The 12,775-nt window shown below is 44.4% G+C and carries 12 protein-coding genes, 15 tRNA genes and 1 rRNA gene; 1 reads left to right on the top strand and 27 read right to left on the bottom strand.

Features of this window, described 5'->3' with window-relative positions; all coding sequences use genetic code 11:
• Positions 1 to 137 precede the first annotated feature (137 nt).
• The 11 genes from AC5ELV_RS14275 to AC5ELV_RS14225 form a co-directional block, all read right to left on the bottom strand.
• Entirely contained in the window at positions 138 to 842 is a 705-nt protein-coding gene (locus tag AC5ELV_RS14275) for a PspA/IM30 family protein (protein ID WP_493430717.1), read from the bottom strand.
• Positions 842 to 1,330 carry a PspC domain-containing protein gene (locus AC5ELV_RS14270; protein WP_023990239.1) on the bottom strand — a complete coding sequence of 163 codons (489 nt, stop codon included), beginning with the start codon at positions 1,328 to 1,330 and terminating at the stop codon, positions 842 to 844. Before AC5ELV_RS14270 ends, AC5ELV_RS14275 begins: the two co-directional genes overlap by 1 nt.
• A gap of 7 nt (positions 1,331 to 1,337) precedes the next feature.
• The gene (locus tag AC5ELV_RS14265) at positions 1,338 to 2,009 is read right to left on the bottom strand and encodes a PspA/IM30 family protein (RefSeq protein ID WP_013311897.1); all 672 of its coding nucleotides are present in this window, start codon (positions 2,007 to 2,009) and stop codon (positions 1,338 to 1,340) included.
• A gap of 86 nt (positions 2,010 to 2,095) precedes the next feature.
• Positions 2,096 to 2,407 (bottom strand): LiaF transmembrane domain-containing protein, encoded by a 312-nt coding sequence (locus AC5ELV_RS14260; protein WP_493430943.1) that lies wholly within the window; start codon positions 2,405 to 2,407, stop codon positions 2,096 to 2,098.
• A 127-nt stretch (positions 2,408 to 2,534) separates the two neighbouring features.
• Positions 2,535 to 3,761 (bottom strand): MFS transporter, encoded by a 1,227-nt coding sequence (locus tag AC5ELV_RS14255; protein WP_493430716.1) that lies wholly within the window; start codon positions 3,759 to 3,761, stop codon positions 2,535 to 2,537.
• 152 nt (positions 3,762 to 3,913) lie between these two features.
• Positions 3,914 to 4,465, bottom strand: a complete 552-nt coding sequence (locus AC5ELV_RS14250; RefSeq protein WP_071642898.1) for a TetR/AcrR family transcriptional regulator — start codon at positions 4,463 to 4,465, stop codon at positions 3,914 to 3,916.
• 385 nt (positions 4,466 to 4,850) lie between these two features.
• Positions 4,851 to 5,090: a NifU family protein gene (locus AC5ELV_RS14245; protein WP_013373004.1), complete on the bottom strand. Its 240-nt coding sequence runs from the start codon at positions 5,088 to 5,090 to the stop codon at positions 4,851 to 4,853.
• A gap of 321 nt (positions 5,091 to 5,411) precedes the next feature.
• Complete coding sequence (gene sufB, locus AC5ELV_RS14240) at positions 5,412 to 6,809, bottom strand: Fe-S cluster assembly protein SufB (protein WP_023990245.1); 1,398 nt, start codon at positions 6,807 to 6,809, stop codon at positions 5,412 to 5,414.
• Positions 6,810 to 6,855: 46 nt separating this feature from the next.
• Complete coding sequence (sufD, locus tag AC5ELV_RS14235; RefSeq protein ID WP_493430715.1) at positions 6,856 to 8,160, bottom strand: Fe-S cluster assembly protein SufD; 1,305 nt, start codon at positions 8,158 to 8,160, stop codon at positions 6,856 to 6,858.
• A 23-nt stretch (positions 8,161 to 8,183) separates the two neighbouring features.
• Entirely contained in the window at positions 8,184 to 8,960 is a 777-nt protein-coding gene (gene sufC, locus AC5ELV_RS14230; protein ID WP_493430714.1) for a Fe-S cluster assembly ATPase SufC, read from the bottom strand.
• Positions 8,941 to 9,462: a MarR family transcriptional regulator gene (locus AC5ELV_RS14225; RefSeq protein WP_023990248.1), complete on the bottom strand. Its 522-nt coding sequence runs from the start codon at positions 9,460 to 9,462 to the stop codon at positions 8,941 to 8,943. The genes sufC and AC5ELV_RS14225 overlap by 20 nt, the downstream gene beginning before the upstream one ends.
• Before the next feature lie 988 nt (positions 9,463 to 10,450).
• On the opposite strand from AC5ELV_RS14225, the gene AC5ELV_RS14220 reads away from it, so the two are divergent.
• Positions 10,451 to 10,948, top strand: a complete 498-nt coding sequence (locus tag AC5ELV_RS14220) for a tyrosine-type recombinase/integrase (RefSeq protein ID WP_493430713.1) — start codon at positions 10,451 to 10,453, stop codon at positions 10,946 to 10,948.
• A 257-nt stretch (positions 10,949 to 11,205) separates the two neighbouring features.
• Here AC5ELV_RS14220 and AC5ELV_RS14215 read toward each other — a convergent pair.
• The 16 genes from AC5ELV_RS14215 to AC5ELV_RS14140 all read right to left on the bottom strand — a co-directional run.
• Positions 11,206 to 11,284: transfer RNA gene (locus AC5ELV_RS14215), tRNA-Leu, on the bottom strand.
• 11 nt (positions 11,285 to 11,295) lie between these two features.
• Positions 11,296 to 11,370, bottom strand: a tRNA-Cys gene (locus AC5ELV_RS14210).
• A gap of 12 nt (positions 11,371 to 11,382) precedes the next feature.
• Positions 11,383 to 11,454: transfer RNA gene (locus AC5ELV_RS14205), tRNA-Gly, on the bottom strand.
• A 7-nt stretch (positions 11,455 to 11,461) separates the two neighbouring features.
• Positions 11,462 to 11,536: transfer RNA gene (locus AC5ELV_RS14200), tRNA-Gln, on the bottom strand.
• A 10-nt stretch (positions 11,537 to 11,546) separates the two neighbouring features.
• Positions 11,547 to 11,619, bottom strand: a tRNA-His gene (locus tag AC5ELV_RS14195).
• Positions 11,620 to 11,636: 17 nt separating this feature from the next.
• Positions 11,637 to 11,710: transfer RNA gene (locus AC5ELV_RS14190), tRNA-Trp, on the bottom strand.
• A 7-nt stretch (positions 11,711 to 11,717) separates the two neighbouring features.
• Positions 11,718 to 11,803 (bottom strand) — tRNA-Tyr (locus AC5ELV_RS14185).
• Between the two features lie 5 nt (positions 11,804 to 11,808).
• Positions 11,809 to 11,884: transfer RNA gene (locus tag AC5ELV_RS14180), tRNA-Thr, on the bottom strand.
• Between the two features lie 22 nt (positions 11,885 to 11,906).
• Positions 11,907 to 11,979, bottom strand: a tRNA-Phe gene (locus AC5ELV_RS14175).
• A 37-nt stretch (positions 11,980 to 12,016) separates the two neighbouring features.
• A tRNA-Asp gene (locus AC5ELV_RS14170) sits at positions 12,017 to 12,093 on the bottom strand.
• 25 nt (positions 12,094 to 12,118) lie between these two features.
• A tRNA-Met gene (locus AC5ELV_RS14165) sits at positions 12,119 to 12,192 on the bottom strand.
• A gap of 26 nt (positions 12,193 to 12,218) precedes the next feature.
• Positions 12,219 to 12,294 (bottom strand) — tRNA-Val (locus AC5ELV_RS14160).
• A gap of 68 nt (positions 12,295 to 12,362) precedes the next feature.
• Positions 12,363 to 12,434, bottom strand: a tRNA-Glu gene (locus AC5ELV_RS14155).
• A gap of 17 nt (positions 12,435 to 12,451) precedes the next feature.
• Positions 12,452 to 12,543: transfer RNA gene (locus tag AC5ELV_RS14150), tRNA-Ser, on the bottom strand.
• A 3-nt stretch (positions 12,544 to 12,546) separates the two neighbouring features.
• Positions 12,547 to 12,622, bottom strand: a tRNA-Asn gene (locus AC5ELV_RS14145).
• A 65-nt stretch (positions 12,623 to 12,687) separates the two neighbouring features.
• A 23S ribosomal RNA gene (locus AC5ELV_RS14140) occupies positions 12,688 to 12,775 on the bottom strand; the annotation flags it as partial.

The following is a 12,775-nucleotide window of genomic DNA, read 5'->3' as shown; positions in this document are numbered from 1 at the left end:
TTTTTGTTTATACAGGAAGGAAAAGCCATAGTGGCGCGACATCCGCCATATGGCTTTCCCTAACCATACAGATTGAGCACGATCATTGACCAGTGTCCATTCCATACAGCATATCATAATGTCTTATTTCCGAGTAGTCAGTCCTTTTTTATATCTACTGGTTTAGCACCTGTCTGGATTTTGGACTTAAGCTGTTGAAGCTGCTCATCCACTTTAAACTGTTTTTCAGCCTCTGCCGGATTAACATATGCTTCTCCTGGAGCTTGACGGTAAGGAGCACGCAGTACGTCAGCTTCAGCTTCCATTTGCATGATTTTTTCTTCCATACGGTGGAATCCCAGTGAAGCAGACCCACTTTCAATCGTGTGCAGACTATTGATTTGAGACATTTGCTTTTTGGCTTTCGCCATTTGCGCACGAGATACCAGCTCATTGCGTTTGTTGCGCATTTTATAGAATTCATCTTTCATGTCGTGAAGCTGCTGTACCAATTCTTTTGCTTGAAGCTCAGCTTGTGTATGCAAGTCGCGGTATTCGTCCTGCTTTTGCACAAAATAAATCTTCTCTCCCAACAGCTTGCGCGCTACTTCTTCCTGACCATTTCGCAATGCGGATTCGGCTTGCTTCTCACGCTCATTGGATACACGTACCGCTTCCTCCAAACGCTGTTTCATACGTCGTTCATTCGCCATTTGCTTGGCAACCGTTACCTCAGCCTCGTGAATTTCCGCCTCCATATCGCGCAAATATTGATTCAACATAATAATCGGATCTTCCACTTTATCCAACACTTCATTCACCGATGCTCTTGTCATATCCTTCATTCTTTTAAAGATCCCCATTATTTACGATCTCCCTTCTCGAATTGCTCTACTTTTTTGCGTAACTCTGCCAATTCTTTTTTCATTGCCTTTTTCTCAATATCTTCCATCATGGAATCCAAGTCGTTGTTCTGACCTGTGTTAAATTTGGATGAGTTGCGGGCATCTTGACCAAAAAACGGGTTCGAATTGCCGTATGCGCCGCCCTGATTGTAACCAGTTCCCTGCCCATACTGCGATCTCGTATTGTTACTGCCATAATAGCGTGGGTCCTGTTGATTGTAGGGTCCGCTGTCAGGGCCAAATCCTCCATCGAAAGGAGATCTCGGCTCTTTGGAGATAACCAGTGCCGCAATCACATAAATCATAAATGTGGTTCCTGCTGTAATAAAGAAACTGATCACAACCAGAATACGAATCCATGTTGAGTCCATTCCTGTTGCGTCAGAAAGACCGCCACATACACCTGTTATTACTCTATCCCGGCTTGATCTGTAAATTCGGGTCATTATCAATTTACTCCTTCCCGCTGTTGTTCAGCTTGCTTTTCAGTCTCGCCCACTCTTGTTCGAGCAGCGATCCACCGCCCTGGGCATCCTGTGCATGGTCGCCCTCACCCCGACGTAAATCGCGCAGACTCATCGTTTCTGCCTCCATATCGGCTACCCGGTCTTCCAAGCGGTTGAACATTCGGGGAACATTTCGTCCACCGTATGTACCAGCCCGTTCGTTCATTTGCTGCTGGAGTCTCAACGTCTGTACACGTGCCGCATAATACTGACGTTTGCTGTGTACCGTTTGATATTCTGTCTTTAACGTATCTAGCTGTTGTTCAAGCTCACGTAGTGATTCACGGCTCTGCTCCCACAGTTCTCTATACTGCTCTTCTTTTTCTGCATATAGCATTTTCTCCTGAAGGGCCAGCTTCGCGATATGTTCTTCGTCAGCCTTTAAAGCCAGTAGCGCCTGTTCCTCCCGTTTGGTCTGCATAGACAAAGCATGATCCAACTGCTGCTTCATCTGTCTTGTATGCATCGCATACTGTTGATGGAGTTTTTCCGCTTCGGCAATTTCCTGGCGGGTATTATACAAGAACTGGTCAATCAGTTGCACCGGGTCTTGGCTTTGTTCCAAATGCTCATTGAAGGTCGCTACCGTGATATCGCGCATTCTTCGAAAAACACTCATTGGCGTCTACTCCTTTCACAATTTCGTATCTTCATAATTTAGATTCTTTGTGTTCGTACAATTTCTTCATTCTCAAAGCTGTTAAATCAGTAGCGTCTTCTGCGGTCGCTCAGCATGGATACACCAAATATGATTAACCCGATTGCTAGTAGAGGTCCCAGAAGCCAGGACAGTTTGCCAAGCAAAATTAGTCCCCCGAGTACAAGTACGATCCAGCCGAAGAGCGCATTTCCTTTTTTCACACCGTAGTAGCCTAGCATGATCATAGCTATCGGAATTAAGTAACCAATCAGATGTCCTAAAAAGTGACCGAAAAACGGAGTAAACTTACCGAGCAGCATAATCGAACCCAACACGATCAGTACAATGGCTAACCCATTCCCTTTGTTAACTCTCATCATCTCTCACCGCCTTTCACTGTGTCTTGCTTATGTCCTTATTGTACGCTGAACAAGTGTTTGACAAAACGGACCCCAGACGGTTTTTGAACCTAGACCTAAGTCGGGGATGAGTATAGACCTGCGGCTATCCTCCTCTATGCTGTTCTGCTGCGCGGGCTATCGAGTGTTGCTCACCCGCTTGCTTGGAACGTAGTGAAAGGACAAGACAAGCCAGTAACGCTATAGCTGCAACCATATAAGGCAGATTAATATGAACATCGAACAGCAATCCCGCAACTAGCGGTCCAATCACATTACCCAAGCTGGTATAGGATGAGTTCATGCCTGCCACAAAGCCTTGCTCATCTCCGGCCTGCCGCGATAGAGAAGTGCTTACTGCCGGACGAAGGATATCCATAGCCAGAAAAATGATGAAGGTCGTCAGCATAATCATCACGTACTGTTCAGCAAATAGGGTTAGAAAAATGAACAGGCCCCCAATAGCCAAACAGAGGTGAATTACTTTTTTCTCTCCAAAACGATTAATGATCCATCCAAATATAGTCGCTTGGACAACTGCTCCCAAAATGGAGCCTGTCGTTATGATGATGGCAATATCCATCGGTGTAAAACCATATTTATGGTCAACAAACAGTCCAAACACTGTTTCAAAGTTAGCTAACCCAAAAGCAACGACAAATACAATGAGTAAACCCATGAAATATGGAGATTGATAGGACTTAGCAAATTGCTGCAAAAGGTTTTCTTTCTGACGTGGAAGCTCTCTATTATATTGTTGTTTTTCCTTGCTCAAAGACTCAGGCAGCACTAACAGAGACAAAATAGCTGCTATTCCCGCAGCTCCTGCTGCCGCAAAGAAGGGAATGCGTATTCCATATGTGGCAAGCAAACCGCCAATCCCTGGCCCGATTATAAAGCCTGTGTTAATCGCTGCATTGATCATGCCCATCCCCTTGCCTCTTTCCTCAAACGAGGTTACGTCTGCGACATAGGCCATAATAGAAGGAGTAAGCAACGCAGCCCCTGCTCCGCCCATGATTCGTGCTATGAACAGGGTAGGAATAGAACTCGCTAGTCCAAAAACAAGCTCTGATAACATGAAGATGAACATCCCAGAAACAATCAACTTTTTACGTCCATAACGATCAGACAACTTTCCTGACAATGGTGACAATAAAAGCTGTGTCAACGCAAAAGCTGCAACCATCAGTCCCATCGAGGAACCATTCATTCCTAGCTCACTTATAAACTTAGGTAACACAGGAACAACTAAGCCAATCCCCATGAATGCCAAAAAAATGTTAAGCATCAATAACAGCATTGCTCCCCGATTTCTTGTGAGTATAGACATATTTCCATCCTTCCTTTTCCGTATCTCTTTATTTAATATTAGATAAACTTTATTATTCTTTTTCAAAAACAATTGAAACTAAAATTGTTTTCTTAGTTTTCATATACAAAAATGGCCTCTTCAAATATGCAGCATATTGTTGAGGCTATTTTTTATTTTTCGACCAATCCGAACAACAAAATATCTACAATAGAATAAGTTGCTTCCTCTACCGTCACACTGTTATCCAGAAAGAATCGCTGATCAAGCGTTAAATTTACAGATTCAATAATAAGCTTCATGATCAAAGCCTCATTTTTGTTCACAATAATCCCTTCTCGGATGCCTTCCTGAATTAATGTTCTAATCGGAGACCAGTCATTTAAATCGGCATGTACCCTTTTCCATTGCTCAGGATAATACTTTTTCATCTGGTCCAATATTCTTAAATCGTAAAACTTATAATACAGAGGCATGACCCTAATCGACTGCTTAATCTTGTCTAACAAAGATAATTCATTATTCCCAATAATTTGATCTGTTTTCCGAATCATATCATCATTAGTACGCTCAATAAGTGTTTCTAAAATAAGCGTCTTAGACGAAAAATGTTCATACAACGTACGCTTACTAATGGCGAGTCTTTTCGCAAGATCATCCATCGTAAATTTCAAACCATTTTCATGAACTTCCTCTACAAAAGCCTCCAAAATTCTTTCCTGCATATTCGTCCTCATTTCTCTCATACTTAATAAACTGAAAATGTTTTTTCAGTACCGCCATCTTACTATAAGTTCAAAGACCTGGTCAAATCCATGTTAACCTTGTTGCCAAAATCATGAATATATAATAAAAAGGATGATAAAATGCCTTTAAGCATTTTATCATCCTTTTGTGTATACCGGCGAGAGGACTCGAACCTCCACGGTTTCCCACTCGATACCGAATAAAATATTGATAATACCTTGTTTGATGAAGTAAAAAAAGTGTTGCTCGTCGATTTCGACCCGCAAGGTAATCTGTCGATGTACTTTGGTATTGAGCAGCGGGATCAACTTCCGTAGCTATGGTCTGCGACAGGACTAACTCAGTTGCTCAGTATCAAGGAATTTAGAATACTTGTACAACTTCTTTAATATCATCAATTTCCTCAAGAATTGCGCGCTCAATAGCAACCTTTAACGTAATCGTAGCACTTGGGCAACCATTGCAAGCTCCCAAAAATCTTAATTTTGCTATACCGTTCTCAACCTCGACCAGTTCAGCATCTCCACCGTCACGCAGTAAGAAAGGACGTAGTTTGAGAAGAACTTCCGATACTTCATCGAATAAAACTCCATTTTCATCCATTATGTCAACTCCCCCCATTATTTTACCAATCGTCAATTCAGACCTTTTTTCACCCTAGATCGTCTGAGTGATCCTTTGCTTTTTGCCTAAGAGTGACCTCTTGATCCGAAAGTTCCCTTATAAGCGTATGAATAGAGTCTAAAGGTATCATCACACCACAACTTGCGCTCAATCCTGACAGCATATTGAAGCAGAACTGAAGTTTTCGTATCTCTCGGGTAATTTGAGCTAGTTCTGAATCGTCCGAATTATTTTTCTTCATTACTAGCACCTCGCACTTCTTTAAAGAATGATAAAGGTTTGATCTATTAAATTAATGAATCAACCGATGCTTCCTTCCATCTCAAATTGAATCAACCGATTCATTTCAACGGCATATTCCATTGGCAATTCTTTGGTAAACGGTTCAATAAAGCCCATTACAATCATTTGTGTAGCATCTTGTTCTGTAAGCCCGCGGCTCATTAAGTAAAACAATTGTTCCTCGGACACTTTGGATACTGTTGCCTCGTGCTCCAAAGTAATCTGATCGTTTTTAATTTCATTGTACGGAATCGTATCTGATGTTGACATGTTGTCCAATATCAACGTATCGCACTTAATATTGGACTTGGACCCTGCGGAATCGCGGCTGAAGCTGGACAACCCTCGGTAGTTTACTTTTCCGCCCTGCTTGCTGATGGATTTGGATATAATCGTAGATGTTGTCTCGGGAGCAAGGTGAATTACCTTCGCGCCAGCATCTTGATGCTGATCTTTACCGGCTACGGCAATAGACAGGATAGACCCCTTGGCTCCCCGTCCTTTCAATAATACTGCCGGATACTTCATTGTTACCTTGGAGCCGATGTTGCCGTCCACCCATTCCATTGTGGCATTTTCTTCTGCCACAGCCCTTTGGGTTACCAAGTTGTAGATATTAGGAGCCCAATTCTGAATGGTCGTGTAACGGACACGGGAATCTTTCCGGCAAATAATTTCAATAACTCCACTATGCAGAGAACTGGTACTATAAATAGGTGCTGTACATCCTTCAACATAATGGACAAAGCTGCCCTCTTCGGCAATAATTAATGTCCGCTCGAATTGACCCATGTTTTCAGAATTAATACGGAAATAACCTTGTATAGGAACCTCGCACTGAACACCCTTCGGAATGTATACAAAGCTACCGCCTGACCAAACCGCACTATTAAGCGCCGCAAATTTATTGTCGGCGGGAGGGATGATCGTCCCAAAATGTTGCTTAAACACTTCGGGGTATTGCTTTAATGCACTATCCGTATCAAGGAAAATAACGCCCTGATCCTCCAGTTCTTTCCGCATGCTGTGATAAACTACTTCCGACTCATATTGAGCGGATACGCCCGCTAGGAACTTTTGCTCCGCTTCAGGGATTCCCAGCTTGTCAAAGGTTGCTTTGATCTCGGAAGGAACCTCCTCCCAGGTCTTTCCCTGTTTTTCAGAAGGGCGAACGTAATACTGGATGTCATCAAGATTTAGCCCGGTCAAATCCGCTCCCCATTCAGGCATCGGCATTTTGTAGAATTGATTCAAAGCTTTCAACCGAAAATTGAGCATCCACTCCGGCTCTTCCTTGATCCGGGAAATTTCCCGGACAATCTCTTCCGTCAGACCTTTTCCAGATTGAAAAATAGACTGGTGCTTGTCGCGAAACCCATATTTATATTCGCCCATATCTGGTGCTTTTTTAGCCATTAGTATCACTCCTTTTTAACCTTTCAAGATTCATTTTGATTTGCTATTATCTGCCGAGCTTGCTTTCCACTAAATCTTTTAGGCGACTGCGAACACCTTCCAGCGGGATCTCCGAAATGACAGGAGCGAGAAATCCGAAAATAACAAGATGTTCGGCTTCACTCCGTGATATCCCGCGCGACATCAGATAATAGATTTGCTCTGCATTTACTTGCCCCACGGATGCAGCATGACCCGCGGTTACATCATCCTCATCTATCAGCAGGATCGGATTGGCATCGCCGCGAGCTTTAGGACTTAGCATAAGCACGCGTTCTGTTTGCTGACCATCACAATAGGTTGCACCTTTTTCAATCTTTGTAATGCCGTTGATAATGGCCGTAGCTTCTTCAAGCATGACTGCACGCGTAATCATCTGGCTTACCGAGCTTCTGCCAAAATGCTGAGCTTGAGTTGTATAGCTCGATTTTTGATTGCCCGTGCCAATAGCAATCACCTTATTGTCGGAGACCCCCCCGTTGCCTTGTAGCAAAGTCTTGGTATCGCTGGCGGTATAACCATTGTTCATCTCACCGATAATCCATTCCACACCCCCATCAGCAAGAACGACCGCCCGTCGCTGGGTGAAATCTGTTGTAGTTGCAGCAAGCTGATGAACCGAAGCTACTTGCACCTTTGAGCCCGCCCCCGCGAAGACCTCCGTCACACCGTTATGCAATACCTTGACATCATCACCACTCGATACACAATTATCCACATAAGTGATCTTGCTGTTGCTCCCAGCCACAATTAAGACGTGAGGAGCAAAACACACACCGCTTGTATCGTTAAGAAAGATCGCTTGAATAGGTGCTTCAACCTCTACACCGTCTGGGACATATAGAAAAACGCCACCACTCCATAAGGCACTGTGTGCAGCAGATAAACGATGTTCTTCTGGCTTTACTGCCTGAAAGAGATAACGTTGAACCAGCTCCTCATGCTCTTTTGCCGCAGTATGCAGATCCGTTAAAATGACTCCCTGGGCGGCTAAGCTCTCGGACAATTTCGTATACACTACATCCGAGTTGAACTGAACGATTAGTCCGCCTTTCACCGGAGAAGCAACCAAACCTCGAACAACCTCCGGCGCTTCCTCCAAACTAGACCACGCATTCTCAGCTTTGTAATCTCCACTTTCATAGATATCCCATTTTTCGAGATTGATTTTCTCCACTTTAGGCAACTCCAGCGTCCCTGCCAGTTCGAGTGCGTGAACGCGGCGTTCAATCAGCCAACGAGGTTCATCCTTAGCGCTTGACCATGCGCGTAAATCGTCCACATTCATTGAAACTCTAGCTTGTATATCCACGTGCTGTTCCTCCTCTCCGGCTTTTAAGCTTCCCTTACCGTCTCATCCGTAATCCCAAGTTCCTCCTTCACCCAATCGTACCCTTCAGCCTCCAAACGGTGGGCAAGCTCCGGACCGCCAGATTTAACTATCCGGCCTTGCATCATGACATGCACAAAATCCGGGGTAATATAATTCAACAGTCGTTGATAATGGGTGATGATTAAAAATCCTCTATCCGGGCTGCGTATCTCATTTACGCCATTGGCCACAATACGCAGTGCATCAATATCAAGCCCTGAGTCCACTTCATCCAGGATCACAAACTTGGGTTCAAGTAGCATCATTTGCAAAATCTCATTCCGCTTTTTTTCACCGCCAGAGAATCCCTCATTCAAATAACGATGCACAAATTCCGGGTTCATCTCCAGCCCCTTCATTTTGCTCTCCATTTCACGGATAAAACGGATTAAGGATATCTCATCGCCTTCTTCACGCCGTGCATTGATGGCACTTCTGAGAAAGTCCGAGTTGGTCACGCCAGCAATTTCACTTGGGTATTGCATAGCGAGGAACAAGCCTGCCTGGGCACGCTCATCCACCTCCATCTCCAGAAGGTCTTCATTGTCCAATGTCACCTTACCGCCAGTAACCTCATATTTGGGATGGCCCATTAAAGCTGAAGCCAATGTACTTTTTCCCGTCCCATTAGGCCCCATAATCGCATGAATCTCTCCGCCCTGAATCTCCAGTGTGAGCCCTTTTAAAATTTCTTTCCCTTCAATCTTGGATCTTAATTCCTCAATCTTTAATGTCGTCATTTATCGTAAACTTCCCTTCGGAGTATTCTTCGGCACGCGCCACCAAATCGCTCATAAATTTTCCAATAGTCTGCAGCTCAACCTCTGAATAGGATTCAATGAATTGATAAAACCTTTCTTCTTTTTCTTTGTGCAGTTCTTTATGCAAATGATAAACGTGTCTTCCCTTATCCGTTAAACTAAAGTAAATCTCCTTACGATTGCTGTTCAGTTGACTTCTCATAATGAAGCCCATTTCCAGCAGCTTTGCACTAATTTTAGTAATGCTAGCTTTGGACAACCCCATCTTCTCCACAATCCCGGTATGATTTATCGGTTCATAATCACCAATGCAATCAATAACGTGTACACTAGTAATATTGTTGGAGAGCATGTCAATCTGGTACTTTCTGGCCTGTTGCCGAAACGAGTTAAATTCTTGTTCCGTATACAGCTCATTCAGATGTAGCATTTTAATATATTGCTCGTAAAGATGACCTTTAAAATGATTTTGAAACTCCAATTTCCCAATCTCCCCTCTCTTGTAGTAGTTGCAGACCAAGTTCAGTGTCACCATTAGATTATTTTTTGTTCACTAGTGAACAAAATTATATTAACACAATTGATATTGATTATCAATATCAATTGTGTTAAATGTGACGCAATTTTGGAGGCGCTTTTCATGGGTTTGTTGTGTAACCGAAGCCAAGTCCAATACCGTTGCCTATGAACGTCATGGTACACCTGCCACAGACCGGGGTCGCTACCGTAAAAAGAGGACAAAGGTGGTGCTTGGCCGAGCTGTTTTAAAGCCGTATCGTCGCGTTTGAGTACGCTATCGTGAGCATGTATGGCAAAGAATAATCCGTCAGTTACCTGTGTCTGGATATGTTATGGGGCCAAAGAGTATACCCAAAACTGTGGTTTTTGCTGGTGAATCCGAACAGGCGATGCTCCATTTTAGCCAGCACCGATCTGACACTGGAGGCGACTTAGATCATCGAACTTTATACCGCCCGGTTCAAAATCAAATGTACCTTCTGGGCGCTAAAGCAATCCATCGGCGGATTCAGCTACCACTTTTATAGCAAATCCATTCCGAAGCTCAACCGGTATTTGAAAAAGGATCGGGTTCACCCTCTGGAGTTGTTGGAAGAGGAGAAAGCGCAACGGGACATCCGCCTAACTGTAAAGATGAGAATGGTAAACGATAACCAAAATGGATCCCTACGGGGCTTAAGATAAAAGGAACCAAGAAAAGAGCCGAAATCTTGCTTCAGGAAGCCAGGAAGAATTATCATATGGAAGGACAAGCACTCGCGGTTGAAAACGAAGATATGCTGTAAGAGTAAAAGCGGCTACTCCATCCGGTAATAGCAAAAGGCTGTTCGCAGACTTTATGCTTCAATGGCTAGAGATGATGAAAAACAGTATCGGGCTTATCTCCTATATCTCCTATTCCGACACTGTAAAAGGCCGCGTAGATCCTTTTTCCGAGAGAAAGGGATGTATTGCTTGATGATTTAACTACAGAGGATTTTCAGACCTTGTATACCCATGAAATGAATGTGCAAGGTGTCAGCGCTAATACCGTTATTCATTGCCACGCGAACATTTGCAGAGCCCTTCAGTATGCCGTGAAAATAAAGCCGATTGTGGCGAATCTCCCTGACTTAGTTGAAAGCCCAAAAAAGAACAATTACGTCGTGAGCTTCTACAATGCCGAGGAGCTGAATCAACTCCTCGCAGTAATCCGAGGCGAAAGAATTGAGCTTTCCGTTATCCTGGCTGCCTTTTATGGGCTAAGCCGAAGCGAGGTCGTAGGATTAAAATGGTCGGCTATTGATTTATTGAATTGGACTATTAATATTAAACATACCGCCACATCGGGCAATTTGAATGGTAGATATATTGAAATTGAAAGGGACCGAACCAAGAATAAAGCCAGTCGCCGTATACTGCCACTGGTGGACACGTTCTATGAGCTTCTGATCCGTATGAAGGAATAACAGGAATCCTATCGCTTATCTTCTGACAATTCTTATTGTCTTGAATATCTGTAGTATATTTATGTAGATGTATTAGGGGTAAGCATGAAAGAAGTTCAGGAATGGCCGGGTCACAGTGATTACGCAATAATAGCCAATATTTATTCGCATTTGGAATACAACTCAAAGGTGTCTTCAGCTCAAGCCATGAGTGGGGTACTAAAGCTCAAATAAAAAAAGCCCACTAGAGATTATCTCTAATGAACTCTTATAGTTAATACCGGCGAGAGGACTCGAACCTCCACGGTTTCCCACTCGATTTTGAGTCGAGCGCGTCTGCCATTCCGCCACGCCGGCGTATTAAATTATGGAGGCGCCACCCAGATTTGAACTGGGGAATAAAGCTTTTGCAGAGCTTTGCCTTACCACTTGGCTATGGCGCCAGAGTATAACAAAGCGGACGACGGGAATCGAACCCGCGACCCTCGCCTTGGCAAGGCGATGCTCTACCGCTGAGCCACGTCCGCATAAAGATGGCTGGGGATATAGGATTTGAACCTATGCATGACGGAGTCAAAGTCCGTTGCCTTACCGCTTGGCTAATCCCCAATAAGTAAAGGGCGGCCGATGGGGCTTGAACCCACGAATGCCGGAGTCACAGTCCGGTGCGTTAACCACTTCGCCACGACCGCCGTAAGTAATGAATGATTGGCAGGGGCAGCAGGAATTGAACCCACACCAACGGTTTTGGAGACCGTTGTTCTACCTTTAAACTATGCCCCTATAAAACTGGTGGAGGATGATGGATTCGAACCACCGAACCCGTAAGGGAGCAGATTTACAGTCTGATGCGTTTGGCCACTTCGCTAATCCTCCAAAAATGGTGCCGGCGAGAGGACTTGAACCCCCAACCTACTGATTACAAGTCAGTTGCTCTACCAGTTGAGCTACACCGGCACATAAAATATTCAATTAAAAGTGGCTCGGGACGGAATCGAACCGCCGACACGAGGATTTTCAGTCCTCTGCTCTACCGACTGAGCTACCGAGCCTCATTCTAAGGCTCTATAATAAACATTGTATTACTAATGGCGGAACTGACGGGATTCGAACCCGCGATCTCCTGCGTGACAGGCAGGCATGTTAGGCCTCTACACCACAGTTCCAGAGGCATTTCCAATAGGAAATTAATTGCGGGGGCAGGATTTGAACCTGCGACCTTCGGGTTATGAGCCCGACGAGCTACCGAACTGCTCCACCCCGCGACAGTAATAAATATTTATTTTTCAAGTGGTGGAGGCTGAGGGGCTCGAACCCCCGACCCTCTGCTTGTAAGGCAGATGCTCTCCCAGCTGAGCTAAGCCTCCACAATTAAGCACTTCTCATATTATACCATAACGAACTTTTTATTGCAAGTTCTTTTATGATGTTTTTATGACCCGTAGGGGATTCGAACCCCTGTTACCTCCGTGAAAGGGAGGTGTCTTAACCCCTTGACCAACGGGCCATGCAATAAAATAATTCTGGCGGAGAGAGAGGGATTCGAACCCTCGAGACGCTTTTGGCGCCTACACGATTTCCAATCGTGCTCCTTCGGCCAACTCGGACACCTCTCCATATGGCTCCCCGAACAGGACTCGAACCTGTGACAACTCGATTAACAGTCGAGTGCTCTACCAACTGAGCTATCAGGGAATATTAAGCATTTGTTTCAAGGTTACACCCTGAAAACTGGATCCGAAACTCATTTGCGTTTTATTTAGGATAAGCCCTCGACCGATTAGTATTGGTCAGCTCCATGCATTACTGCACTTCCACCCCCAACCTATCTACCTCGTCGTCTTCAAG

The organism is Paenibacillus sp. NMA1017, assembly GCF_058895805.1.
This window is presented reverse-complemented; position numbering and strand designations above follow the sequence as displayed.

Bases quoted from the DNA above. Each gene is read 5' to 3' on its own strand.
- AC5ELV_RS14275 (WP_493430717.1), bottom strand. From the start codon at position 842: ATGGGGATCTTTAAAAGAATGAAGGATATGACAAGAGCATCGGTGAAT.
- AC5ELV_RS14270 (WP_023990239.1), bottom strand. From the start codon at position 1,330: ATGACCCGAATTTACAGATCAAGCCGGGATAGAGTAATAACAGGTGTA.
- AC5ELV_RS14265 (WP_013311897.1), bottom strand. From the start codon at position 2,009: ATGAGTGTTTTTCGAAGAATGCGCGATATCACGGTAGCGACCTTCAAT.
- AC5ELV_RS14260 (WP_493430943.1), bottom strand. From the start codon at position 2,407: ATGAGAGTTAACAAAGGGAATGGGTTAGCCATTGTACTGATCGTGTTG.
- AC5ELV_RS14255 (WP_493430716.1), bottom strand. From the start codon at position 3,761: ATGTCTATACTCACAAGAAATCGGGGAGCAATGCTGTTATTGATGCTT.
- AC5ELV_RS14250 (WP_071642898.1), bottom strand. From the start codon at position 4,465: ATGCAGGAAAGAATTTTGGAGGCTTTTGTAGAGGAAGTTCATGAAAAT.
- AC5ELV_RS14245 (WP_013373004.1), bottom strand. From the start codon at position 5,090: ATGGATGAAAATGGAGTTTTATTCGATGAAGTATCGGAAGTTCTTCTC.
- sufB (WP_023990245.1), bottom strand. From the start codon at position 6,809: ATGGCTAAAAAAGCACCAGATATGGGCGAATATAAATATGGGTTTCGC.
- sufC (WP_493430714.1), bottom strand. From the start codon at position 8,960: ATGACGACATTAAAGATTGAGGAATTAAGATCCAAGATTGAAGGGAAA.